The 20,492-nt window shown below is 60.2% G+C and carries 20 protein-coding genes and 3 pseudogenes; 13 read left to right on the top strand and 10 right to left on the bottom strand.

The features are described from left to right. Nucleotides 1–13 precede the first annotated feature (13 nt). From CIT37_RS05335 to CIT37_RS05325, 3 genes are all read right to left on the bottom strand, one after another. Nucleotides 14–778, bottom strand: a complete 765-nt coding sequence (locus CIT37_RS05335; RefSeq protein ID WP_014498598.1) for an IS5 family transposase — start codon at nt 776–778, stop codon at nt 14–16. Between the two features lie 558 nt (nt 779–1,336). Further along, entirely contained in the window at nt 1,337–2,401 is a 1,065-nt protein-coding gene (locus CIT37_RS05330; RefSeq protein WP_011088795.1) for an IS110 family RNA-guided transposase, read from the bottom strand. Nucleotides 2,402–2,658: 257 nt separating this feature from the next. Then, complete coding sequence (locus CIT37_RS05325) at nt 2,659–3,243, bottom strand: DUF308 domain-containing protein (RefSeq protein WP_009734588.1); 585 nt, start codon at nt 3,241–3,243, stop codon at nt 2,659–2,661. A gap of 246 nt (nt 3,244–3,489) precedes the next feature. Here CIT37_RS05325 and CIT37_RS05320 point away from each other — a divergent pair, with 246 nt between their 5' ends. The 6 genes from CIT37_RS05320 (at nt 3,490) to CIT37_RS05295 (ending at nt 7,959) form a co-directional block, all read left to right on the top strand. Further along, the gene (locus CIT37_RS05320) at nt 3,490–4,116 is read left to right on the top strand and encodes a TetR/AcrR family transcriptional regulator (RefSeq protein WP_223153791.1); all 627 of its coding nucleotides are present in this window, start codon (nt 3,490–3,492) and stop codon (nt 4,114–4,116) included. Nucleotides 4,117–4,275: 159 nt separating this feature from the next. Then, complete coding sequence (locus CIT37_RS05315; protein ID WP_014498601.1) at nt 4,276–4,923, top strand: L,D-transpeptidase; 648 nt, start codon at nt 4,276–4,278, stop codon at nt 4,921–4,923. 104 nt (nt 4,924–5,027) lie between these two features. Further along, on the top strand, nt 5,028–5,906 hold the full coding sequence (locus CIT37_RS05310) for an oxidoreductase (RefSeq protein WP_011090906.1): 879 nt from the start codon (nt 5,028–5,030) through the stop codon (nt 5,904–5,906). Then, entirely contained in the window at nt 5,903–6,751 is an 849-nt protein-coding gene (locus CIT37_RS05305) for an alpha/beta fold hydrolase (protein ID WP_011090907.1), read from the top strand. The genes CIT37_RS05310 and CIT37_RS05305 overlap by 4 nt, the downstream gene beginning before the upstream one ends. 105 nt (nt 6,752–6,856) lie before the next feature. Next, on the top strand, nt 6,857–7,387 hold the full coding sequence (locus tag CIT37_RS05300; protein ID WP_026192141.1) for a VOC family protein: 531 nt from the start codon (nt 6,857–6,859) through the stop codon (nt 7,385–7,387). Nucleotides 7,388–7,533: 146 nt separating this feature from the next. Continuing rightward, nucleotides 7,534–7,959 carry a hypothetical protein gene (locus tag CIT37_RS05295; RefSeq protein WP_223153792.1) on the top strand — a complete coding sequence of 142 codons (426 nt, stop codon included), beginning with the start codon at nt 7,534–7,536 and terminating at the stop codon, nt 7,957–7,959. A 463-nt stretch (nt 7,960–8,422) separates the two neighbouring features. Here CIT37_RS05295 and CIT37_RS05290 read toward each other — a convergent pair whose 3' ends face one another. The 5 genes and pseudogenes from CIT37_RS05290 to CIT37_RS05270 all read right to left on the bottom strand — a co-directional run bounded on the left by CIT37_RS05290 (nt 8,423) and on the right by CIT37_RS05270 (nt 12,252). Beyond that, entirely contained in the window at nt 8,423–8,776 is a 354-nt protein-coding gene (locus CIT37_RS05290; protein ID WP_014498603.1) for a hypothetical protein, read from the bottom strand. 73 nt (nt 8,777–8,849) lie between these two features. Then, nucleotides 8,850–9,744 (bottom strand): annotated as a pseudogene (locus CIT37_RS05285) (IS5 family transposase); the annotation flags it as partial. A 665-nt stretch (nt 9,745–10,409) separates the two neighbouring features. Then, entirely contained in the window at nt 10,410–10,694 is a 285-nt protein-coding gene (locus CIT37_RS05280) for a helix-turn-helix domain-containing protein (protein ID WP_014498605.1), read from the bottom strand. Nucleotides 10,695–10,955: 261 nt separating this feature from the next. After that, nucleotides 10,956–11,177, bottom strand: a complete 222-nt coding sequence (locus CIT37_RS40175) for a Mu transposase domain-containing protein (protein WP_375791502.1) — start codon at nt 11,175–11,177, stop codon at nt 10,956–10,958. A 190-nt stretch (nt 11,178–11,367) separates the two neighbouring features. After that, nucleotides 11,368–12,252 carry a serine/threonine-protein kinase gene (locus tag CIT37_RS05270; RefSeq protein ID WP_014498607.1) on the bottom strand — a complete coding sequence of 295 codons (885 nt, stop codon included), beginning with the start codon at nt 12,250–12,252 and terminating at the stop codon, nt 11,368–11,370. 466 nt (nt 12,253–12,718) lie between these two features. Here CIT37_RS05270 and CIT37_RS05265 point away from each other — a divergent pair, with 466 nt between their 5' ends. The 7 genes and pseudogenes from CIT37_RS05265 to tnpC all read left to right on the top strand — a co-directional run. After that, the gene (locus CIT37_RS05265; protein WP_014498608.1) at nt 12,719–13,384 is read left to right on the top strand and encodes a DUF6088 family protein; all 666 of its coding nucleotides are present in this window, start codon (nt 12,719–12,721) and stop codon (nt 13,382–13,384) included. Beyond that, on the top strand, nt 13,381–13,698 hold the full coding sequence (locus CIT37_RS40305; RefSeq protein ID WP_014498609.1) for a nucleotidyl transferase AbiEii/AbiGii toxin family protein: 318 nt from the start codon (nt 13,381–13,383) through the stop codon (nt 13,696–13,698). Before CIT37_RS05265 ends, CIT37_RS40305 begins: the two co-directional genes overlap by 4 nt. Continuing rightward, nucleotides 13,688–14,428, top strand: coding sequence for a nucleotidyl transferase AbiEii/AbiGii toxin family protein (locus CIT37_RS05260; protein ID WP_014498610.1), 741 nt, complete (start codon nt 13,688–13,690; stop codon nt 14,426–14,428). The genes CIT37_RS40305 and CIT37_RS05260 overlap by 11 nt, the downstream gene beginning before the upstream one ends. Before the next feature lie 43 nt (nt 14,429–14,471). Continuing rightward, nucleotides 14,472–15,572: a hypothetical protein gene (locus CIT37_RS05255; protein WP_018647441.1), complete on the top strand. Its 1,101-nt coding sequence runs from the start codon at nt 14,472–14,474 to the stop codon at nt 15,570–15,572. Then, nucleotides 15,526–16,578 (top strand): tyrosine-type recombinase/integrase, encoded by a 1,053-nt coding sequence (locus CIT37_RS05250; RefSeq protein WP_309248222.1) that lies wholly within the window; start codon nt 15,526–15,528, stop codon nt 16,576–16,578. Before CIT37_RS05255 ends, CIT37_RS05250 begins: the two co-directional genes overlap by 47 nt. Next, nucleotides 16,526–17,005, top strand: a pseudogene (locus tag CIT37_RS05245) (tyrosine-type recombinase/integrase); the annotation flags it as partial. The gene CIT37_RS05250 and the pseudogene CIT37_RS05245, both read left to right, overlap by 53 nt. Nucleotides 17,006–17,108: 103 nt before the next feature. Beyond that, nucleotides 17,109–17,880: pseudogene (gene tnpC / locus CIT37_RS05240) on the top strand (IS66 family transposase); the annotation flags it as partial. A 166-nt stretch (nt 17,881–18,046) separates the two neighbouring features. Here tnpC and ltrA read toward each other — a convergent pair. Together ltrA and CIT37_RS05230 are read right to left on the bottom strand one after the other, a co-directional pair. Next, nucleotides 18,047–19,375, bottom strand: coding sequence for a group II intron reverse transcriptase/maturase (ltrA, locus tag CIT37_RS05235; RefSeq protein ID WP_014498615.1), 1,329 nt, complete (start codon nt 19,373–19,375; stop codon nt 18,047–18,049). Then, nucleotides 19,311–20,147, bottom strand: a complete 837-nt coding sequence (locus CIT37_RS05230) for an outer membrane protein (protein ID WP_011090915.1) — start codon at nt 20,145–20,147, stop codon at nt 19,311–19,313. Before CIT37_RS05230 ends, ltrA begins: the two co-directional genes overlap by 65 nt. Between the last annotated feature and the right edge of the window lie 345 nt (nt 20,148–20,492).

Here is a 20,492-nt window from a genome sequence, read left to right as displayed (position 1 = left end):
TGCCAAAGTAGTGCTAGGGCGCGGACTCATAACGAGCGGCGAGCCATAGCCGGATAGATGCAAGTTGGATGAAGGCAAGGTAGTTTCCAGCAAGCCTGTCGTAGCGCGTCGCCACCCGACGGCATTGTTTGATCCTGTTGAAGAACCGCTCGACGCGGTTGCGGGCGCGGTAGAGATACGGGCTGAAGCAGATCGGATCGGTCCGATTGCTTTTCGGCGGGATATTGGCCCATGCGCCCTTTTTCATGGCAAGCTCCCTGATCCAGTCAGCGTCGTAGCCGCGGTCGGCGAGCAGCATTGATCCGGATCTCAAACGAGAGAGCAGTTTACCGGCAAGTCGAACGTCGTGCGCCTCGCCAGGACTCAACGCAAGTTGTACCGGTAGACCATTGCTGTCGACCACCGCGTGGATTTTGCTCGTCAGACCGCCGCGTGACCTTCCCATCGATTGACGCCAGTTTCTTGTGATGCAGGCCCCATGTTGATGTACGCGAACAATGGAAGTGTCGATCATCTGCACGGCAGCATCATGGGCGCCGGCCAGTGCGCTCATGAGCTTGGCCCACACGCCGGCCCGTCGCCAGCGAACGAATCGATTGTAGCAAGTGGTGTACGGACCGAAGTTTTCTGGCAGGTCGCGCCATGGCGCTCCGGATCGCAAGACCCAGAAGATGCCGTTGAGGACACGACGGTCATTCACCCGCGGCACGCCGCGCGACTTATTCGGCAACATCGGCTTAATGACGGACCACTCATAGTCCGTGAGTTCGTAGCGCATGATTCGGCCCCTTCCGTTGTGTGGCTTGAATCATGGCTCGGCTGTCGGGCTCAACTGGTCGCTATGCACTCGAAAGCCGACCGATTATGCTCACCTTGAGTTTTGTCGTTCCTGACCCAATGTATGGTCCGGCCGTGCGTAGCAAGAGGTTCGTCGATCAGGTGGTGAGTGGTCTTGCATCAATGTATCCGGCCTTTGATTGGAGCATTCTCTCCGGGCCATCATGGATATCAGCGCGCGTGCGTTCTCATTAGCGGACAGGCCTCGATTGGGCCATTTGGGTCACCAGTGTTCGCATGCGCCGGGAAGACCGAACCTCCATCTCGTCTCATCCTCTCGCAGACCTTGGCTGGAACCTGTTGATGGGGTTACGTCATCGCTTGCTCCTCCTACCTCGCAGTTCCTGTGTTCGAGCCGGGGGCCGTTCCTTCGTCCCGGCCCGCAGGACGTGCGTCGCGTCGCGCGCACGGGCGGTCAAGGCCGGCCGTTGCGCTTTGCTTGCGGCTGGCTCCGGCGTTGCCAGGCCGCGCCTTGACCGCCCCGAGCACGGCGCGACGATCAAGCGGATTGGACGTCTGCATCGTTGGTCCTTGTCAGCTCGAAGGCGCGTCCTTTAGCCAGCACCGCCCAGGCGATGCGGGCAAGCTTGTTGGCGAGTGCGATCGCTAGCACGTTGTGGTGCAATCGCTTCTTGGCGGCTTCGATCCAGGATCTGAGTCCGTAACGTTCCCAGTTCTTGATCCTGACCAGCACCACCCATGCCGCCTGCACGAACAGAACGCGCAGGTAGCGATTGCCGCGCCTTGAGATTTTGCCGAGGATCGTGCGGTCTCCCGTCGAGATCTGCTTGGGCACCAGTCCGAGCCAGGCGCCGAAGTCACGGCCTTTGGAGAAGACGTCTCCAGTGCCGATCGCGGCTACCATGGCGCTCGAAATGATCGGCCCGATGCCAGGCACCGTCATCAGGCGCGAACATGCCTGATCTTGACGGGCCAGTGCTTCGATCTCGCCGGAGAGGCTATCGATGCGCTGATCCAGCCGGCGCCAGTCGCCTGCCAACTCCTCGATGACACGCAACATGCGTGGCGACAGGGCATCGGTGCGCGTGGCAAGGATGGTGGGCAGTTCTGTGCGCAGGAAGCCGATACCCTGGCGCACCGCGATCCCGCGTTCCAGCATGAAGGCGCGAATCTGGTTGATGATGCCGGTGCGTTGCGACACCAGCCGCTCGCGCACCCGATGCAGCGCCTGCAGATCCAGTTGCTCCGCGGTCTTGGTCGCCACGAACTTCATCGTCGGGCGTTGCACGGCTTCGGCAATCGCTTCGGCATCATTGAAGTCGTTCTTCGGTCCTTTGCTATAAGGGCGGACATATTTGGCCGGCATCAACCTGGCATCGTGACCTAGCGATGCGAGTTTGCGGCTCAAATGATGTGCGCCGACGCAGGCTTCCATGCCGATCAGGCAAGGCTGCATATTGGCGAGCCGCGCCTCCACCTGGCCACGCGACCACTTTTGCCGCAGCACGATGGCGCCGCGCGTATCGTGGCCCACGACGTGGAACGAGTTTTTGCCGATATCGATGCCGATCACGGCGATCGCAGTACTGGGTGTCTGGGACATGGCGTGCTCCTTGTCTTGGCGCCCCTGGCCAGCTTATCGCTGGCGGGGCAGGAGCACGGCCGGACCATCCCATTAGCAGATCTGAGGCGTTGCGCCGAGCCCCGCGAAGTAGCCAACGTGGTGATCTTTCTCGATAGGACGGCGCCAGCGCGATGGCTGGGCCGTCCTGACGGCTGATGCGGGGACCATCAATCGGCTAACCGGCGGTATCGAAGACAGCTGCCGGTCCTTCATGATGAAGGTCCGTCAAACGTGTGCTACGCAGTGGTTTGCACAGAAGAGCGACGCAAGCCGGTGCTCCATAGCCAAACGGCCGAAACCATAAAGTAGAAGGCACCGAACGCGGCGTAGCCGGCAACGTCACTAATCCCGACATTGGTAACAACCCCCGCCCGGTAGACGAAGAAGCACCCCGCCAGCGCCGACTGTGCGCCGCTGAGGATCATCGCCCATTGTGCGCCGGCCGATCCCCAGCGGCCCACGCCGGTCGCAAGCTGAAGAAGCCCCGCGACGACCGCCCATGCCCCGAAGATCAAAAGCACGGCATTCATGCTCCGCGTCAGCGCGATGGTGACCGCTATTGCAGTAATAATGCTAATGATGACATTGACCATCTGGCTCTTGCTCGAAGCAAGCCCACTGCTGCGTTGCGCGTCGAGATAGTTGGCGAGGGCATCCCACAAGGGATAGGCAACCAGCAGGATGGCCGCGAGATGGGAACGGTCTCTGGCGATCGTCAAGGCCGCAACCGCCCATAGAGCCGCGACGGCAGAGCGAATGAAATAGTAGCGCTTGAGCCAGGCATTGGCTTTCGGAGAAGGACGTGTAGTGCTGAGCGTCATGTGGTCTCTTCCTGGATGGCAGTTACCCGTCCGCCTGGTCATTATGTTTTCACGCCACGGCGTAGCAGAGGGGAAGCATCATGATTGTCGTTTCGCCTCCTTTGCGAGGCGGCGTCGGACAGGATGTAACCAACTACGAGGCGATGCCGGGAGCCGTTACTGAGGCCGAACGAAAATTTTGGACGGTCCTCACAGCCTGAGCAACGCAGGCCTGCATATAAATCGACTATTGCAATTAGGAACCGTTTGGTTTATATTGCCCGTATGATGACCATCAATACCAAACTTCCTGTGGGACGCCCCCGTGAATTCGATCTCGACGAGGCGGTGAGGCGAGCGATGCAAATCTTTTGGGATCGTGGGTTTCACGACGCATCGTTGCCTGATCTGCTTGCCGGAATGCAGCTTTCGAAGGGCAGCTTCTACAAGGCTTTCGGTGACAAGAAATCTGTCTTCCTGCGCGCCCTCGAGTTCTACACCGACGATGGCGTACGAAACGTCCAGGAGGTTCTGCGATCAGCCCCCTCGCCGAAGGCGGCAATCCGCAACGCGTTGGTGCGGTATGCGGATTTGTCGTCTGGGAAAAAAGGGGTGCGCGGTTGTTTCGGTGTGTTGACGGCTGCCGAGATGTTGCCGGGAGATCCCGACATCGCAGAGGTGATCAAGCGTCTTTTCTCCAGGCTTCAAGCCCTGTTCGCTGCAACGATCGCGAAAGGACAGGCCGCCGGCGAAATCGCCAATAGGTCCGATCCTGAAGTCATCGCGCACTTTATCGTCTCACATGCACAAGGCATGCGGGTGCTTGGTAAAGTTGGATCACGCCGCGACGAGATGCTGAAAGATGCCGATCTCCTGATGGAGATGCTTTTTTAAAAGCAAAATTAGGAACCAATTGGTTCCTATTGCAGTTGTGCCGATGGCACGCTTGGCTTTCCTGGGAGCTTCAATGTTCGGATATCAGCAACAGAGTCACCGATTGGACTGCGGCGAAGGTTACGGTTCGATATGAGGAACTCAGATGCCAGGCGCTCTATGCGGTTCTCGGTATTCGGTGCAATGGCGATCGTTCTCTCGGGTTGTGCCAGTCGCAGCGGCCTCGTCGAGGCCGATATCATCAGCACGCCGAGTGAGTACGCGCAACTCGTCGACGGAGTTTACACCTTACCAGCCGTCGACATATCCGGCGTCGATCCGGCGATGTTGCGCCAGCGCGTGGACTATACGACGAATGAGCCTGTCGGGACGATTGTCATCGATACGGCTGCTCATCAGCTCTATCTTGTCGAGGGCGACGGAAAGGCCATGCGCTACGGCATTGGCGTTGGCAAGGATGGTCTCGCTTTCGCAGGCACCGCGACCATTAGGCGAAAGGCGGAATGGCCGCATTGGACTCCGACCAAGAACATGATGAATCGGGAGCCTGCGCGCTATGGCCATCTCGCCAGCGGAATGGCCGGCGGGCTTGGCAATCCCCTTGGACCACGCGCGCTGTACCTCTTTCAGGGCGAACGGGACACGATGTTCCGCATTCATGGGACGACCGAGCCGGAGACGATCGGTCGCGCCGTTTCGAGCGGATGCATTCGACTCATCAACCAAGACATCATCGATCTCTATAGCCGGGTCAAGATCGGCAGCCGCGTCGTCGTCATCCAGGGCGGCCGAGCGGTGAGTTCTTGAGCATGGCCTCTGATCGCAGAGAGTCGGTCGGCCTTGGCCGATATCACGGGTCGCAATAGCGGCGAACGATTTGCATCGTCTGATAACAACTCGGAGAAGAAAGCATGAAGACTTGGCTCATCACAGGCTGCTCAAGCGGCTTCGGCCAGCGGCTCGCGCTCGCGGCGGCGGAGCGCGGCGATCAGGTCGTCGCGACGGCCCGCAGTGTCAAGACGATCGAGGATATGGCCGAGCCTTTCGACGGCCGCATGATCACCGTGCCACTGGACGTGACCGATGCGGCGGCAGCCAAGGCCGCGGTCGCAAAAGCGGTCGAGACCTTCGGCGGGTTCGACGTGCTCGTCAACAATGCCGGATACGGACTGCATGGCGCGATTGAGGAGGGGACGTCTGACGAATACCGGCCGATGTTCGAGGTAAACCTCTTCGGTTTGATCGAAGCCACCAGAGCCGCCCTGCCCGTCATGCGGCGCTCGGGCGGAGCGATCGTCAATATGTCGTCCGTCGCCGGCATCTCGGGCGGCGGAGGCGGCGGTTACTACAACGCCGCCAAGTTCGCCGTGGAAGGGATTTCCGAAGCGCTCGCCAGCGAGTTGAAGCCGTTCGGCATCCGAGTGCTGATCGTGGAGCCTGGGCCGTTTCGCACCGATTTCCTCGGCCGTTCGATCACAGTCGCCGCCAACGAGATGCCGGAATATGCCGGGACCTCGCGCAGGCACTATCGCGAAACCAATAACGGCAATCAGGCGGGCGACCCCGACAAGGCGATCGCAGTGATCCTGCGCGCCGTCGACGACGACGACGCCCCGCTTCACCTGCCGCTCGGCCCGGTCGCGCATGCTGCCGCCGAGCGAAAGCTGGCTGCCTTCCGCAGCGATATCGACGCCTGGCACGACATCACGATCGCTACCGATTTCGACCCGCCCGGAACGCGGGTCGCGAGCTCCGATCGAACGTCAACATCGACGGGACAGCGACCATGATCGCGACTCTGAAGGGTTTTGCCCAACAGCTGGTGCCGGTGAACGGCATCAAGATCAACGCCGTCACGGGCGGCTCAGGCCCGTCGATTCTTCTGCTGCATGGCTGGCCGGAAACATGGTGGGAATGGCACCATGTGATGCCGCAACTGGCCGCGCATTTCAGCGTGGTCGCGATCGATCTGCGCGGCGCCGGCTTTTCCGACTGTCCGCTCGGCGGCTACGACAAGGCGACAATGGCGCGCGACGCGCACGAAGTGATGGCTGCCCTTGGCCATCAACGCTACGCAGTGTGCGGCCATGATATCGGCGGAATGGTGGCCTTGCCGCTGGCTGCTGTCTATCGAGAGGCCGTAACCCACCTGGCCGTTCTGGACGTTCCGCTTCCCGGCTGGAGCGGATGGGAGGCGACGATCGCAACGCTCTGGCACTTTGGTTTCCACATGAGCCGGGATCTCCCCGAGCGCCTGATCCATGGCCGTGAATACGACTATGTTTCGAGCTTCATGGCCGAGCGGTTCTACGATCACAGCAGCTTCGATCCGGCGGATGTCGAGATCTACGCCAAAGCAATGGCGCTCCCCGGCCGCACCCGCGGCGGCATGGAATGGTATCGCACCCTCGCCGCCGACCACGCAGCGGCGCTTGAGTACAAGAAGCAACCGCTCGAGATCCCGGTGCTGGCTCTCGGCGGGGATCATCGCTTTGGTCCGCATATGGTGCCGATGGTCGAGGAATTCGCCAGCAACGTAACGGGCGGCTCGATCGCCCGCTGTAGCCACTATGTCGCGGACGAGCGGCCGGATGCAGTCGCAGCCGCTCTGATCGAGTTCATCGGAGCCCATTGAAACTCGGCGCCCGTGTCGTTGTGGGCCGGAGAAATCGCGACACTGCGGCAACAGAGCCCCGCACTCATCACGATCGATCAATTCAATCAGAAAGGACAACCCGTCATGACCACACCTATCATCCGCGGCGTCAACCATATCGGCATCACGGTGCCCGACATAGAAGCCGCGAAATCGTTCCTGGTGCAAGCTTTCGGCGGCCAGGTGATCTATCAGTCCTTCGGGCCGCAGGATCCGCCGCGGCAAGGCCCCGAATTCGAGCGGGCCGTCGGAGCGTTCCCGGGAACGGTCGTGCGTGGACAGGCGATGGTCAAGATCGGCACCGGACCCGACATCGAGCTGTTCGAAATGCACGGCCCCCAACAAGCCCAGCCGATCCGAGCGAGCGACTTCGGCATCACGCATTTCGGTGTCTACACCGACGACATCGACGCCTCGGTCACGCGCTTCGAAAAGGCCGGAGGCACACGCCTCACCGCGCCGCGCGCGATTCCTTACGCAACCGAGAAAGGTCTTGGAAACAAGGTCTGTTACTGCCGAATGCCATGGGGCACCACGATGGAATTCATCACCACGCCAGATCGCATGCCTTACCACGACCAGACGGCCTTGCGGAGGTGGCAAGACGAGGATTGAGATGAGCGGGACGGCGCCGGCTCGCGCCGTCGACATGCAGGTTGCACGGCACCGGCTGGGCGCTCGGTCCTCCGCGCGTCTTTTCGAAACAGAGTCCAAGCCGCCGTCTCATCCTCGATATGTGCCCGAATCGGCGGGGCAGCGCGATGCCGGACGATTCACACGGTTCGCGTAAACCGGGCAAGGGCCGTCCGGCGGCCGACATACATATCGATCGCAATCATAAACAGCGGACGCGCGCTGAATGCGAAGGTTCTGTAGAAAGTCGTCTGATGGCAAATGCAACAATGGTCGTGACCTGCAGCGGCGGCACATACTTCGATCGCGACTATTATGTCGACGTGCATCTACCGTTGGCGCTCGCATGCTGGCAGAAGCATGGCCTCGAAAGCGCCGCCGCCTTCTTCCCTCGAGACGTCAATTCGGTAGATGTTTCCGTCGGGTTTTATCGGTTTCGCGATGAGGCTTCGCTTCACGCTGCGCTTGCATCCGCCGACACCGACGCAATTATGGACGATGTCCCCCGATTTACTGACGCCAACGTTACCCGAATGATCGGAGCCCCGCTCTGACGGGCGGATGTCGCGATGCATCCCGTTAACTCGTCAATTCCGACTGGCAGGATCATACGCCTTACCAGTGGACGAAATTCCTGACATTGACGCCGGTCGCGGCCAAGCGTCGACCCATCTCGGAAGTCCGACAATGTCCGCTTTCGCGCCGTTGTTGGGGGACAAGCGGACATAGGTGCGCCTACTCTCAGCGGCAGAGTTTATGAGTACGCACCCTAGTTTACAAATGATCGTTTTACGTTCTTGCGGCGCCCATGGTTGTCTTTGGGCACGAGAGGGCGATCGGCGGACAGTCGAAGCGGATCTCGTAGTGCGGTGGCCAGAAAGCGACATCGCAAATACATAGGAAGAATCCGGACATGAACAAAACCCAGATACATTCCTTCGTGCTTCCCGATGCAGCAAAAGCATTTTTGCAGAAGGAACTAGCTCCCATCAAATATCCTGCCACCGCCTACGGATCTTATCTTGCGCAGATCTCCGCAGTGCGGTCGAAGATCGCCGTTGCGTTGACCGATATCCTGCCGTTTCTCTCGGAGCAGGTTCCTCCGTCAGCTCGCCCCGCGGCTATCGAGATTACGAATCTGCCGGTCGATGCGAACATCGACCGCCCTCCGTCCAATGGCGCGAAGCTAAAGCATATCCCAAAGGCGTCGTACTTGTCTGAGAATCTACTCGTTCTCTTCGCCGGGCTGTTCGGCACTCCCTTCTCGATGTCGTTCGAAAGCGAGAGCCTAGTGAACAACGTCATTCCCTTGCCGTCCGCCAAGTCGGACTTTAGCGCCCTCAGCTCTTCGTCGGATCTGAGCTTCCACATCGAGAACGCGGCCTTGAGATTTCATGACAATGGCCGCGACTGTGCGCCAATGGCGCTGTTCTTCACTGGAGTTGTAAGGCGCGGCTGCCTTGCCCTTGCCGATGCACTCCACCTCCGGGGCGTGGAAAGAATAATGCTTCCAGCCACGCTGACGCTGCTGTTGCGAGCGGATCTGCGAAGCGCGGCTGAGCGGGAGGACGAAGGCGTTCTCGAGCACAGCTCGACCTTCGATCTTGCGGCCGATATCGCGGATGATCGTACGCCTCCGACGGGGATCTCGTCGTATGCGTACGGATGATCCGGCCCAGCCGGCTGTGCAGGATGCGCAACTGCCGCTGATGCCGCCTGAATTGCTTGGCATGGGCGTAGCGTCCCGCCATCATTGCCGCGGTCTTGGCGACGCGAAGATAGGACTGCCGCAGCTTGACCCCGTGCTTCCTCGCCATGCGGTTGAGCCCCTTGATGGCCGCGTGCAGCAGCTTAGCATCGGTCGGAAAGGTGATCGCCTTCGGCTGCACGGTGGTATCGACCGTGACACGCTTGAGGTCCTGGCTGCGTAACGCGCCGGCTTCGTGCGCCACCCGCAGGCTCTCGGCCAACAGCAGCTCCAGCTTGTCGCCGAGCCGCTTGCGCCAGTGGCTCAGGTCCGAGCGCTCGTGCGGAAATGAATGCTGGAAGAACTCTTCGCCGGTGAAGTACTGGAAATACGGGTCGTGGACCCAGCGCTCGCACACCCCTTCGTCGGACAGGCCGTAAATCTGCTTGAGCAGCAGCAGCCCAATCACGAAGCGGGTCGCGATGCCTGGCCGGCCGTTCTCGCTGTAGAGCGGGGCGATCTCCCCATCGATCCAGTCCCAGTCGACCCTGCCGGCGAGCTGAACCAGCTCGTGCTTCATATTGATGATCTGGTCCAGCCTGGCCCGGAACAGATCGCCCGATCCCGTCGCCTTCTGCTTCTTCGGCCGCATCACCCCCTCCGATGCGACCACGGAATCATGACTGGCGATTCGACGGAATCTTGAAAATGAAATTGGAAGGTTCCGATCCCTGAAGCATCAAAACCCTGCAATCGCAAAAAAGCCGGTCTGTCAGATTACGATTCCACATCAGTCGCTTGGTCGCTCTTAACGGACGACTGCCTACTTCATGTTCACGCCGATGATGCGGTTGCTTTCAGCGATTATCCTGCGGAAGGGCTGAACCGCCATTTTGCAAAGCATTCACGTTATCGTACCCCGTCGTCGTGACGGCCGCTAAGCACATCGCTGTCCTGGGCCTGGTCGCCGATCTCCGCAGAACCGCTTCCAGAATCCGGCGCGTCGCAGTAGGCTTGCGACCGGTCGTCTATCGATAGCGCGCTCCTCCAGAAAGTGATTGCGGATGCGTTCCCGTTGCTCATCCGTCAGCCAAATCATTCTTTTTAGCGTCCTCGTCGTCGAAGGTTTCGGTCGCGCGACTAAGCCGAGATTAGGAATATATCCGTAACGAAGATTAGCCAGTACGCTACTTACAAGCCACGAACTTCTATAAACGCTTGGTCCATTGCTAGCATGACTTTGTCGAAGGCCGAATGTCCCTTGAGGTCACTTCGCATGGAACGACGCCGCCCGACAGCCTCAGCTTGCCGCTTACACTATTTCTTCTTCCTGCGACGTGGACGCGCCGGCTTGCGACCTCCAGGCAGGGTCTTGGGAGTCGTCGCACTTTTAGACGGCCGAATAAACAACTCGGACAAATGAACGTCCAGCGTCTCGGCGATGCGTTCGAGAAGATCAATTGTCGGGTTCTTCGATTGCCGCTCAAGAGCCCCCATATACGAGCGGTCAACCCCCGCTTCGTAAGCCAATTTCTCTTGCGAAATACCTCGCTCTACGCGGATTCGACGCACATTCCAGGCCACAATCGCACGAGTTTTCATGCGTAAAACATGTCATGAAGCCGGGGCTTCAAACCACTGGCTATAGTCCCGCTATTAATTTCTTCGCGAAAGCCGCCTGCAGCGCACACTCGCCTAAGCTTCCTCCGACCACGGCTTCGTATTCGGCAAGAGTGCGTATATAGCGCGACAATCAGGATGAGAGTCTCACCCTGATCGCCGCCGCGCATGCGTAACAACGACGGCGGTGGGGACGCCGCCAGCTCCGCCGCGATCTCAGCCGGGCGGACCGCGCCATTGCGACTAACAACTCCATCGAGATGAGCGGAGTCGACGACCCGCAGCCGGCGCCCATCCGATTGCAGTGTGGACGGCAACCTGGTGCAATCCATGGCGGATCCGCACTTCCCCGGCCACGATCGTCACCGCCATGCGCTCGCCAATAAGGCGCCATGGCACGGAGTAGCTGTTCGCGTCGATCTCGACGGCGCAATCATTGCCGACGACGTGGGTCAGTTCACGCAAGGGTCCGAACGACGGCTGTCCGCCGAGCGGTTTCAACCGATGTATCTCATCACGCGCAAAGCGGATGATCGGGGCGCCTCGCCGGTCGCGCCCTGGATGCGAACGTTCGCAACATCACGCTCCCATCTGTCGAGATGCGCCTCGAATGCTTCCCAACTTGGGAAGGAATGACCGGCGATCGCGTTCTTCTTCACGTAGCCGACGCCATTCTCCGTCTCGCCCTTCGTGCGCGCCCGATACGTCTGCAAACAATCTCGGCGTCGACCGCCCGATGGCGCGCAGGCTCGATCAACCATCTGAGCGTGTCTCGCTCACCGGCCTCGAGGACGGCCAGCCGCTCACCTGCCGCATCAGATTCGTTCTCCACGGCTGAGAGCCCACGGCTGAGGCTCGAGGCATCGAGCTTCAGGAGACCGGCGAGCAACAGGCCGAGCGCACGCCAATCGTCGAGGAACGACATGATAATCGGTGCACCTGCGGATTTCGCAAAGACGACGAGCGGCGCTTTGTCCGCCTCCGACAATCGGACGCACCACTCAAAGCTGCCAAGCCGGAAGTCGGGCGCTGTGGCAGACGCCGTGAAGACCGAAGAACTGTCGAGACGGCCATAGACCAGTCCCTGGTTGTGGACGGCTTCAAGCGCCTTCGCCAGACGCTCGGCGTTGCGCCAGAGAACGATGCGCGAGCGCGGGACATCAAGATTGTTCAGCCAGTGATCGGGGCGCGCATGCTTGACCATGGTATCGAGTGGCGCGAGATCTCGCGGCATGGCCAGAAAGAAGGCATCCGACGCCTCGCCGTACCGCAGCAGTTCGACGATGACCTTGTCGGCGCCTGGATAGGCGAGCACACGCTGTGCCTGGCGCATTTCATGCTGCCAAATTTCACGAAGATCATCGTCGACCGCTGAGCCGGTCTTTTGCCAGTATTTGAGCACGACTGGCTGGTCGTCGCGCTTGTCGTGGGCCGAAATGATCGCCGATTTGAGCGGCTCACCACCGGGGGCCGAGAGGTATTGGTCCCCAAGGTCGAACTGATCCGTCAACGGCCGCAGTTTTTTCAATGTGCTCGGCATCAACTATGAGCTCAAATGGAGCATCTGCTTTGGCGCGGCGGGCGTTTGCACATGCAATGATTTTCAGTATTCGCAGCCAACTAACGATGGTATCGAAATTTGCGTCGGCAACGTCCCGAGCAGCGGGATAGCCTGATTCGGCGAGCTGAATTTAACAAGAATTGTCACCGGCATCCGCCGGTCGCAGCAGTATGTCTGAAATATCCCCTGCGAGCCCTTCCGCGTCCGCACCCGCTCTGGTAGCTACCCGCCTTGCCGGGGCCGCCGCAGGCAGCCACCCGGCACCGGTTCAGATTAAGCCAGAAATACCGCAAATTAACTTTTTATATCAACCACTTATAGCTATACTGCCTGATTCTTCGTCGCCTTGGATGAGCTTCTTTGGGGAACGGAACGTCCGAAAAATGCTGCATAGTTCGGACGGACAAATCTTGCCGACGACCGAAATTTGCATCATATTTCGGACATGCTTGATCAACCGACCACAGACCTCCGCCCGCGGCTCATTGCCCGCATCGACGCAACGCCGACAGAGGTATGGACACCCGGTGATTTCGCTGATCTCGGCAGTCGCGCGGCCGTCGACAAGACGTTGCAGCGTCTCGTTGCGGCTGGCGAGTTGCGCCGCATCGACCGCGGGCTCTACGACCGGCCGCGAAAGAGCAACCTCACAGGCAAGCCGATGGTCCCCGACTATCGCGCGGTCATCAGGGCTGTGGCGCGCCGCGACCAGGCCCGCGTCGTGGTCGACGGGATGACTGCCGCGAATGATCTCGGCCTCACCACGGCCGTGCCGGCGCGCATCGAGGTCCTGGTCGACGCTCGCCTGAAGCCGATCAAACTTGGAAAGCAGGTCATCAATTTCAAGTCGGCGGCACCTAGCCGTCTTTATTGGGCCGGACGTCCGGGCATGCGCGTCGTTCAGGCGCTCTATTGGATGCAGGATATGATGGCGGGGAAGGACGATCGACAAGCGGTAGAGAACGTCCTCAGCAAGCTGTTCGCAAACCCGCAGCATGGAAAGGAGATTCGCGACGATCTCCGTGCAGGTCTTTCAGCTATGCCGATCTGGATGCAGGACTTTCTCAGGCCCTTGCTCGAACCTGACGACGCGGCGGAGGATCACGCGTGAGTAGCGCAGCCTACAAGGAGGTCATCTCCGCCGCACCCGGCGAGAAGCTTGATCTTTTCCTGACGACGGCGAACCGGCTCGGTGCGCCGATCGGAAACGTCGAGAAGGATTTTTGGGTCTGCTGGACCCTCAATGCTCTCTATCACGAACGGCCCGCAGGAGGTCCGCGCCTTCTCTTCAAGGGCGGGACGTCGCTGTCGAAGGCATACGGGCTGATCGAAAGATTTTCCGAAGACATCGATATAACGGTGTTTCGCAACGATCTCGACGAGTCTGCTTCAGTCGAAGAACTCGAGATCGATCTTGTCGAATAAGAAACGCCGCGCTCGATTGGATGCGATCCGGGACGCTTGCCGCAGCTATATTAGCGGTCCGCTATACGCCTTCCTGACCGAACATCTCGCCGAAGCGACGAGTGGACGCGGACGCCTCGAGATCGACGCGTCGGATGCCGACGGGCAGACGCTTCTCGTCTGGTATCCCGAGGTTGAACCGCGCGACGAGGCCTATGTGCGGCCGGCAGTCCGGATCGAGTCCGGAGCGAAGTCGGCGCTTGACCCGAACCACCTGGCGAATATCCGTCCTTACATTGCCGACGACGTGGCAGGCCTCGAATTGACGGTGCCGAACGTCACGACGATCGACGCCGAGCGCACGTTCTGGGACAAAATCGTGATCGCTCACGGGCTGCGCCGCTGGTTCGAGCGCCGCGGTGAGCTGCGCCAGGAAGGCCAGCGCATTTCGCGGCACTTCTACGACCTGTATTGCCTCTTCGCCTCCGACATCGGCCGGTCGGCGGTCAAAGATGCCGAATTGGGGGCCGACTGCGTCCGTCATGCTCTCATGTTCTTCAACCGGCCTGATTACGATCTCGTCTCGGCCGTGACCGGATCGTTTGCGCTTGCGCCGACTGCGGCAATGATCGACGCGCTCGCGCGTGACTATACGAACATGACGCCAATGATCTTCGGCGAGGCTCCTCGGTTCGAGCAAATCCTCGCGTCGATGGAAAAGATCGAACGCGCGGTGAATAGGACGCGCTAGCAAACGAGCAGAATTCGACAACCGCCGATGATAGGATCATGGCATGGCTGACGCTCCAGAGAACATCCCAATGCGATTGCCCGATCCCGCCTCGATCGAGGCGGTTCTCGCACGTCTTCCGACCGGATCTGACGAAGCGGCGCTGGCGGCCGCGCTCACAGAGGCGTTTCCGGGATTTCCGTTTTCGACATCGGGCATTGACGAGCAGTATTGGCGCGACACGCGCTCGGTGGTCGCCGCCGACGGGACACGGATCGCAGAATACCGGCCGTGGATGGAAGCGGAGCTTGCCAAGGACAATGGCGACATTGGCGCGCTCTGGACGCGACTGCGCGAGAGCGACCTTCAGATCTCGGAATGGCACGGCAACAGTGTGTATGCCTTCGCGCCAACTGGACCGGGCGCGGCGGACTATGTGCAAATCCGTCTCGGTCTGGAAGTTGAATGGCGTGCCGGGCCGATCGTCAATCCGACATATCGCCCTTGGGGCAAGGGCGAATTACTCGATCCGTCATGGATCACGCACGAAGATATGTCCGACGACAAGGTAATCGCTGGTCCGCTCTATCGGATGCTTGGGCGCCCAGGCAGCAGCGTCGTCCATGTCCGGAGCTTCCTGACGCGGTGTGCCCGCCTCGAGCGCGAGAAGCGCGAGGCGCAGCGGCCAGAGATGGAACGCCGTGTGGTACGTGAAACGACACGCGAGGGCACGACCGAGACGCCGTTTCTTGAACTGGTGCCGGACTGGTTCGAGTTCGTGCCGCGGGAGACGCGCTTCTTCCAGGATTGGGAAGAATCAAGCGCTTCGGCCGAGCGGGTCTATGTGCACTGGGCGCTCGACATTTACGACTACGACGATAAAGGCACACGCGAGATCGGATTCGTGCCGCGCCCGCGGCATCTGCCGGAAGAGAGGCTGATCGCTGGCGACGCCTCGGTTCATATCCTGATGGATCGCGTCGAAGCCATCGACCGTGAGGTCGGCGTCCCATTTGGTTGGTTCTTCTTGATGACCCATGGTAATCGAGTTGCGCCAGAGGTTGGCCAAGCGATCGCCAAGGGCCTGCGTAGTCAGCGCGTGGTCTTACCCGATCGGGATGCGCGTGTGCTTCTCCGCTGGGCCGAACGGTCCTATGGATTCTAGGAAGACAGGGCCGCGGCGGAAGGCCTCAGTAAACCTAACGCCACACTATCGGAGCTCTGGAAAGAGCGTCGCGACCAATCTGCTTGAGGTAGTCAGGCCTCCTCTCACCTGTTGTCGCCGCTTCCAGAAGCCGGCACGCTGCGGGCTTTCGTTCGCTACGTCGAGCGATCTCAGCTGGGTGCGCCCGCCACCCGGACGATGGCGCTGGACTTCGTCCTGTCGTTCGGTGGCGCCGCCGACAGCCGCGCGGTCCGTCACGGCGTGCTCCGCCGATTCTACGAGTACCTGGTCGTCTACGACCCCCAGACCGAGGTCTTGGAGCGCAGAGCTTTCCCGTGGTCCAGGGCGATTCCGCCGCCGCGCATCCCTAAGTGAGGCTGAGCTGACGTCGCTTATCGACGCATGCAGCTTCATTTCGCCAGGGACCCCTCTCAGGGGCCGCACGATGGCGACGCTAATCGGATTGTTGGCCAGCACGGGGTTACGATCGGGCGAAGTGGTCAGGCTTGATCGCGGCGACGTCGATCTGACCAACGGGGGCATCCTCGTCCGTAAAACCAAGTTCCGTAAAGACCGCCTGATTCCTGTTCACCCAACGACCCAGGCAGCCAAACTTCGTCGATACGCCCGTGAGCGCGACACCGTGTTTCCCAGGCCCAAAGGCGAGGCGTTCTTCCTCAGCTCGCGAGGCTGCCGTCTGTCGGCAACCGGCTTGCAAAGCAACTTCGCTAAGGCCCGCAAGCTCGCGGGCCTTGACAATGGCAAGCCTCTGCGACCGCACGATCTCCGGCACCGGTTCGCGGTGACCAGGCTGAGGCTGTGGCACCACGAGCGCGCGGACGTCCAAGCGCTGCTGCCCTTACTCGCCACCTACCTCGGCCACGCCAACTATAGCGACACAGCCTACTACCTCACCGGCTCGTCGGATCCCCACCAAACGGGCCCACATCGAGGTGACGCATCATCTCACCAACGCCGAGGTGGAGGCTATCATCGCAGCCCCTGATCAGACGACGTCCCGCGGTCGGCGCGACCGGGCCTTTCTGCTCTTCTTGGCGAGAACCGGCGCTCGCGTGTCCGAAGCGACCGGCGTCAACGCGAACGACCTTCAGTTGGAGCGAGGACGCCCGCAGGTGCTGCTTCATGGCAAGGGACGCCGAGATCGCGTCGTTCCCATTCCTCAGGATTTGGTGCGATCGCTGACCAACCTATTGAGCGAACGCGGCCTCGCCCATCATGAACCGCGGCCAATCTTCGTCGGGGTCCACAACGAGCGCCTGACGCGTTTCGGCGCGACACACATCGTGCGGCGTGCCGCCTCCCAGGCCGGGTCCACGAGGCCAAGCTTGGAGGGCAAGCCGATATCGCCGCACATCTTCCGGCATTCCCTCGCCATGAAGCTTCTCCGGTCAGGCGTGGACCTCCTGACGATTCAGGCTTGGCTTGGCCATGCTCAGGTCGCCACGACCCACCGATACGCCGCTGCGGATGTCGAGATGATGCGCCGGGGACTTGAGAAGGCGGGCGTCTCAGGCGACGGAAGCGCTTCTGGCCCAGATCGCCGTCGCCAAATATGCCGATGGCCTGCCGCTCTACCGGCAGGAGGCTATCTACGCCCGCGACAAGGTCGAGCTCGACCGCCAGTTGATGGCGCAATGGATGGGCAAGCTCGGCTTCGAGCTCGAGATCATGGCCGACTACATCTTCAGCGAGGTCAAGAAGGCCGAACGGGTCTTTGCCGACGAAACCACTTTGCAGACGCTCGCTCCGGGCTCCGGATCGACAAAGACGGCCTATTTATGGGCCTATGCCAGGGATGATCGAACGTTTGGCCGCAACGGTCCCCCGATGGTGGCTTATCGCTTCGAAGACAGCCGCTCCGGTGAATGCGCGGTCCGCCATCTCAATGGTTATCGCGGAATCCTGCAGGTGGATGGCTACGCCGCCTATAACAAGCTCGCGCGATCCGATCGCGGCAATGATTGCATCACAGGCTGGCTGCTGGTCACACTGCAGACGCAAGTTCTACGAGCTGCATGTTGCAGGGAGCTCAGAAGTGGCAACGGCGACGGTCGAGCGGATGGCGAAGTTCTGGCAGGTCGAGAAAACGATGCGCGGTCAAAGCCCCGACACTCGCGTTGCCGCGCGCCAGCAAGCCTCCGCGGCGATCGTCGCAGATCTCTTCGATCTCTGGCAGCAGACCTTGCGTCGGATCTTCGGCAAATCAAAACTGGCTGAGGCGATCCGCTATGCCGTCTCGCGCCGTGCCATCTTCGAACGATTTCTGACCGATGGTCGCATCGAGCTCGGTAGAGTCGACGACTGACGCGGTGGCTACAGGTTCCGAGGAGTTGCCGTTGGCCGGCAGCTTTCGCTGAGTGCCGGTGGCTCATTTCGGACCATGGCTCCGTTTCCAGTCGCCGCTCGTCAAACCGGACGTGCGGATTTCCCGCATCCGGCTTTCTCTCAACCCATCAAGCCTTCGCTCTCGGCACGTCGGCACGCGCTCTTGGGAGGCGGTAGAGGCCAAGCGTTTCATGCAGGTATTCCTGCGAGTAACGGTTGAAGCCCCGGCCACGTGCCCCGGTGCGCTGGACCAACCAATGACGCAGACGACGGTCGACGTATTGCCGAATGAGGTTGTAAGTTTCCACCACTGGACCTTGGTCGAAGTAGCCGCACCAGCCGCGTAGGAAGCGGTTGATGACAGCGACTGTGTTCTCCGGTGAGTCCGGATACCACTGACGTGTCGTGCGGTCGTGGACCTGTCTGAGCAATCGTCGAACGGCTTTCTTGGAAGGTCTTGTGCCAAGAAAGGCTTGACCTCCCTTTCCATAGAAGCGTCCGATCGTATACCCGAGGAATGTTACGCTATCCTCTGGGACCCGAGCGAGTCGCGTCTTGGTATCGTTCACCTCCAACCCGAGCCTGTTCATTAGCGTCTGCATCCGCGCCATTGCCGTCTCGGACGAACCGGGGCGACAGCAGATCACGAAGTCATCCGCGTAATTCACGATATGCGCATCGAGTTGATCTTGGTGTCCGTGTTTGCGCCAAGCCAGCAGAAACCGACGAAAGTAGAGATTCGCCAACAACGGGCTCAAAGGTGAGCCTTGTGGAGTTCCTCTTTTCTTCGTCCGAGCCTCCGCCGTCCTTGTGATCCGCCGGCCGTCCTTCTCGATAACCGCGACTGTCAGCCAGCCTTTGATCATCGAAAGAAGCCGACCATCGGCGATCCTGCGTGTGAGGCATTTCATCAGTGGTGCATGCGGAATCGAGGTGAAGTAATCCCTCAGGTCCGCATCGACGATCTCTGATCGCCGATGATCTCTGATGTGCCAGAACACGCGGCGCACTGCCATCTTGGCGTCCACCTTCGGGCGGAAGCCATACTGGTTCTCCAGCAGGTCCGCTTCGAAGATGGCGCCGATCACCAGCATCGCCGCCGTCATGACCGTTCGGTCTTTTACGGTTGGAATGCTGAGCGGTCGGCGTCCGCCATTGCTCTTCGGTATCCATACCCTCAGAAGGGGCTGCGGTCGGTAGTCACCCGCCGTCAGCTCCTGTCTGACATTTTCCAGCCATCGTTCGCGTCCCTCGGTTTCGATCTGAGCAAATGTGATGCCATCCGCCCCCGGCGACCCCCGGTTTGCTCGGCAGCGCCTGTAGGCTTCCTCCAGCACATCCAGTCTGCAGATTTTGTCCCAAAGAGAGTAGAATCGATAATCTGGTTCAGCCTTAGCTTTCGCCTGCAGCGAGGTCTGAAGTTTCTGAACGGATATTCTCGGTGTTACTAGGTTCATCACCAATCGCCGTGTTCTCGACTACCGAAACCGGCAGCTTTACGTCTTGCCTGCCGAAATCGAAGTAGTCATACTCAACTTTGGCTGACCAGCCGGGCAGGAAGGCATACTCGATGCCCGCACCCAATGTGCCGCCAAATATGTTCTTGGTCGCTCGGCCATCGGCAGCACCGTTAGCAGCAAAGCCAGCCCCCAAGTTCGATGTAACGGCAAAGGACTGGTTGATGCCGATGCTGGAATCGGCCCAAGCTGCGCCGCCCTTGATGTAGACTAGGCCGCGGTCGCCCACCGTGACGCCGACCCGTCCGGTGATATCGGCAATCCATTTGGTGTCGTTCGTGCAGTTCAAGACCACAAAGCAGCCAGTGCGCCCCTTGATACCACTCCATAAAAAATCGCTTTCCACGCCGTAGACCATCACACCGGACTGGAAATTGTAACCGGCTTGTACGCCGCCGAGGAAGCCGTTCAGCTGCACCTGCGGCAATGGCACATTCAAATCGGCAGTGCCGCCGATGAGCTGGTTTACGGTCTGGTTGACGGGGGCGCCAATGAATGTATTGCCCACAGCGAGGTCGGTCTGGCTGGTACCCCAACCCGAGCCTACACTGCCGCCGATGTAACCTCCAGTCCAGCTGAAGAGAGGATAAACGGGAGCCGGCGCTTTGACGACAGGTGCCGCAGGCAAATCAGCAGCTAAACTTCCGCTCCCAAAAGCGATCGTCCCGAACGCAATGATGCTCGCGAGCGACAATTGCTTGTTGCACTTCATCCGAGAGTCCTCCTGCTGAGCACGGAAAAATATTGCGTAGCTTGTCCCCAAGTTGTGGTTAGCTCGATAGTTCGAGCTGGCAGGCAGATCACCTCTCCAATCTGGTAGGAGGCAGCATCTTGCTGCAACTGCGACAGCCGCTTCTTGCCGTGTCCATTCCAGAGAGGCGAGCAGGCTCTGCTTTCATGCTTGTACGACGGTGCTCAGCAATCCTTTCGCGAAGATCCGTGACACGGCCGAATAATGGGCTATTTTACAAAGCCACGTCGTGGTGATTCTCGCGGCCCTTGGCCGACGTATTGCGCGGTATATCGTTAATGGCTGGGCCTCGATTTGGCTGCGATT

Source organism: Bradyrhizobium ottawaense (genome assembly GCF_002278135.3).
In the GTDB taxonomy this organism is placed as follows: domain Bacteria; phylum Pseudomonadota; class Alphaproteobacteria; order Rhizobiales; family Xanthobacteraceae; genus Bradyrhizobium; species Bradyrhizobium ottawaense.
Note: the sequence above shows the minus strand (reverse complement) of the source record. Positions and strands in the feature narration are given on the sequence as shown.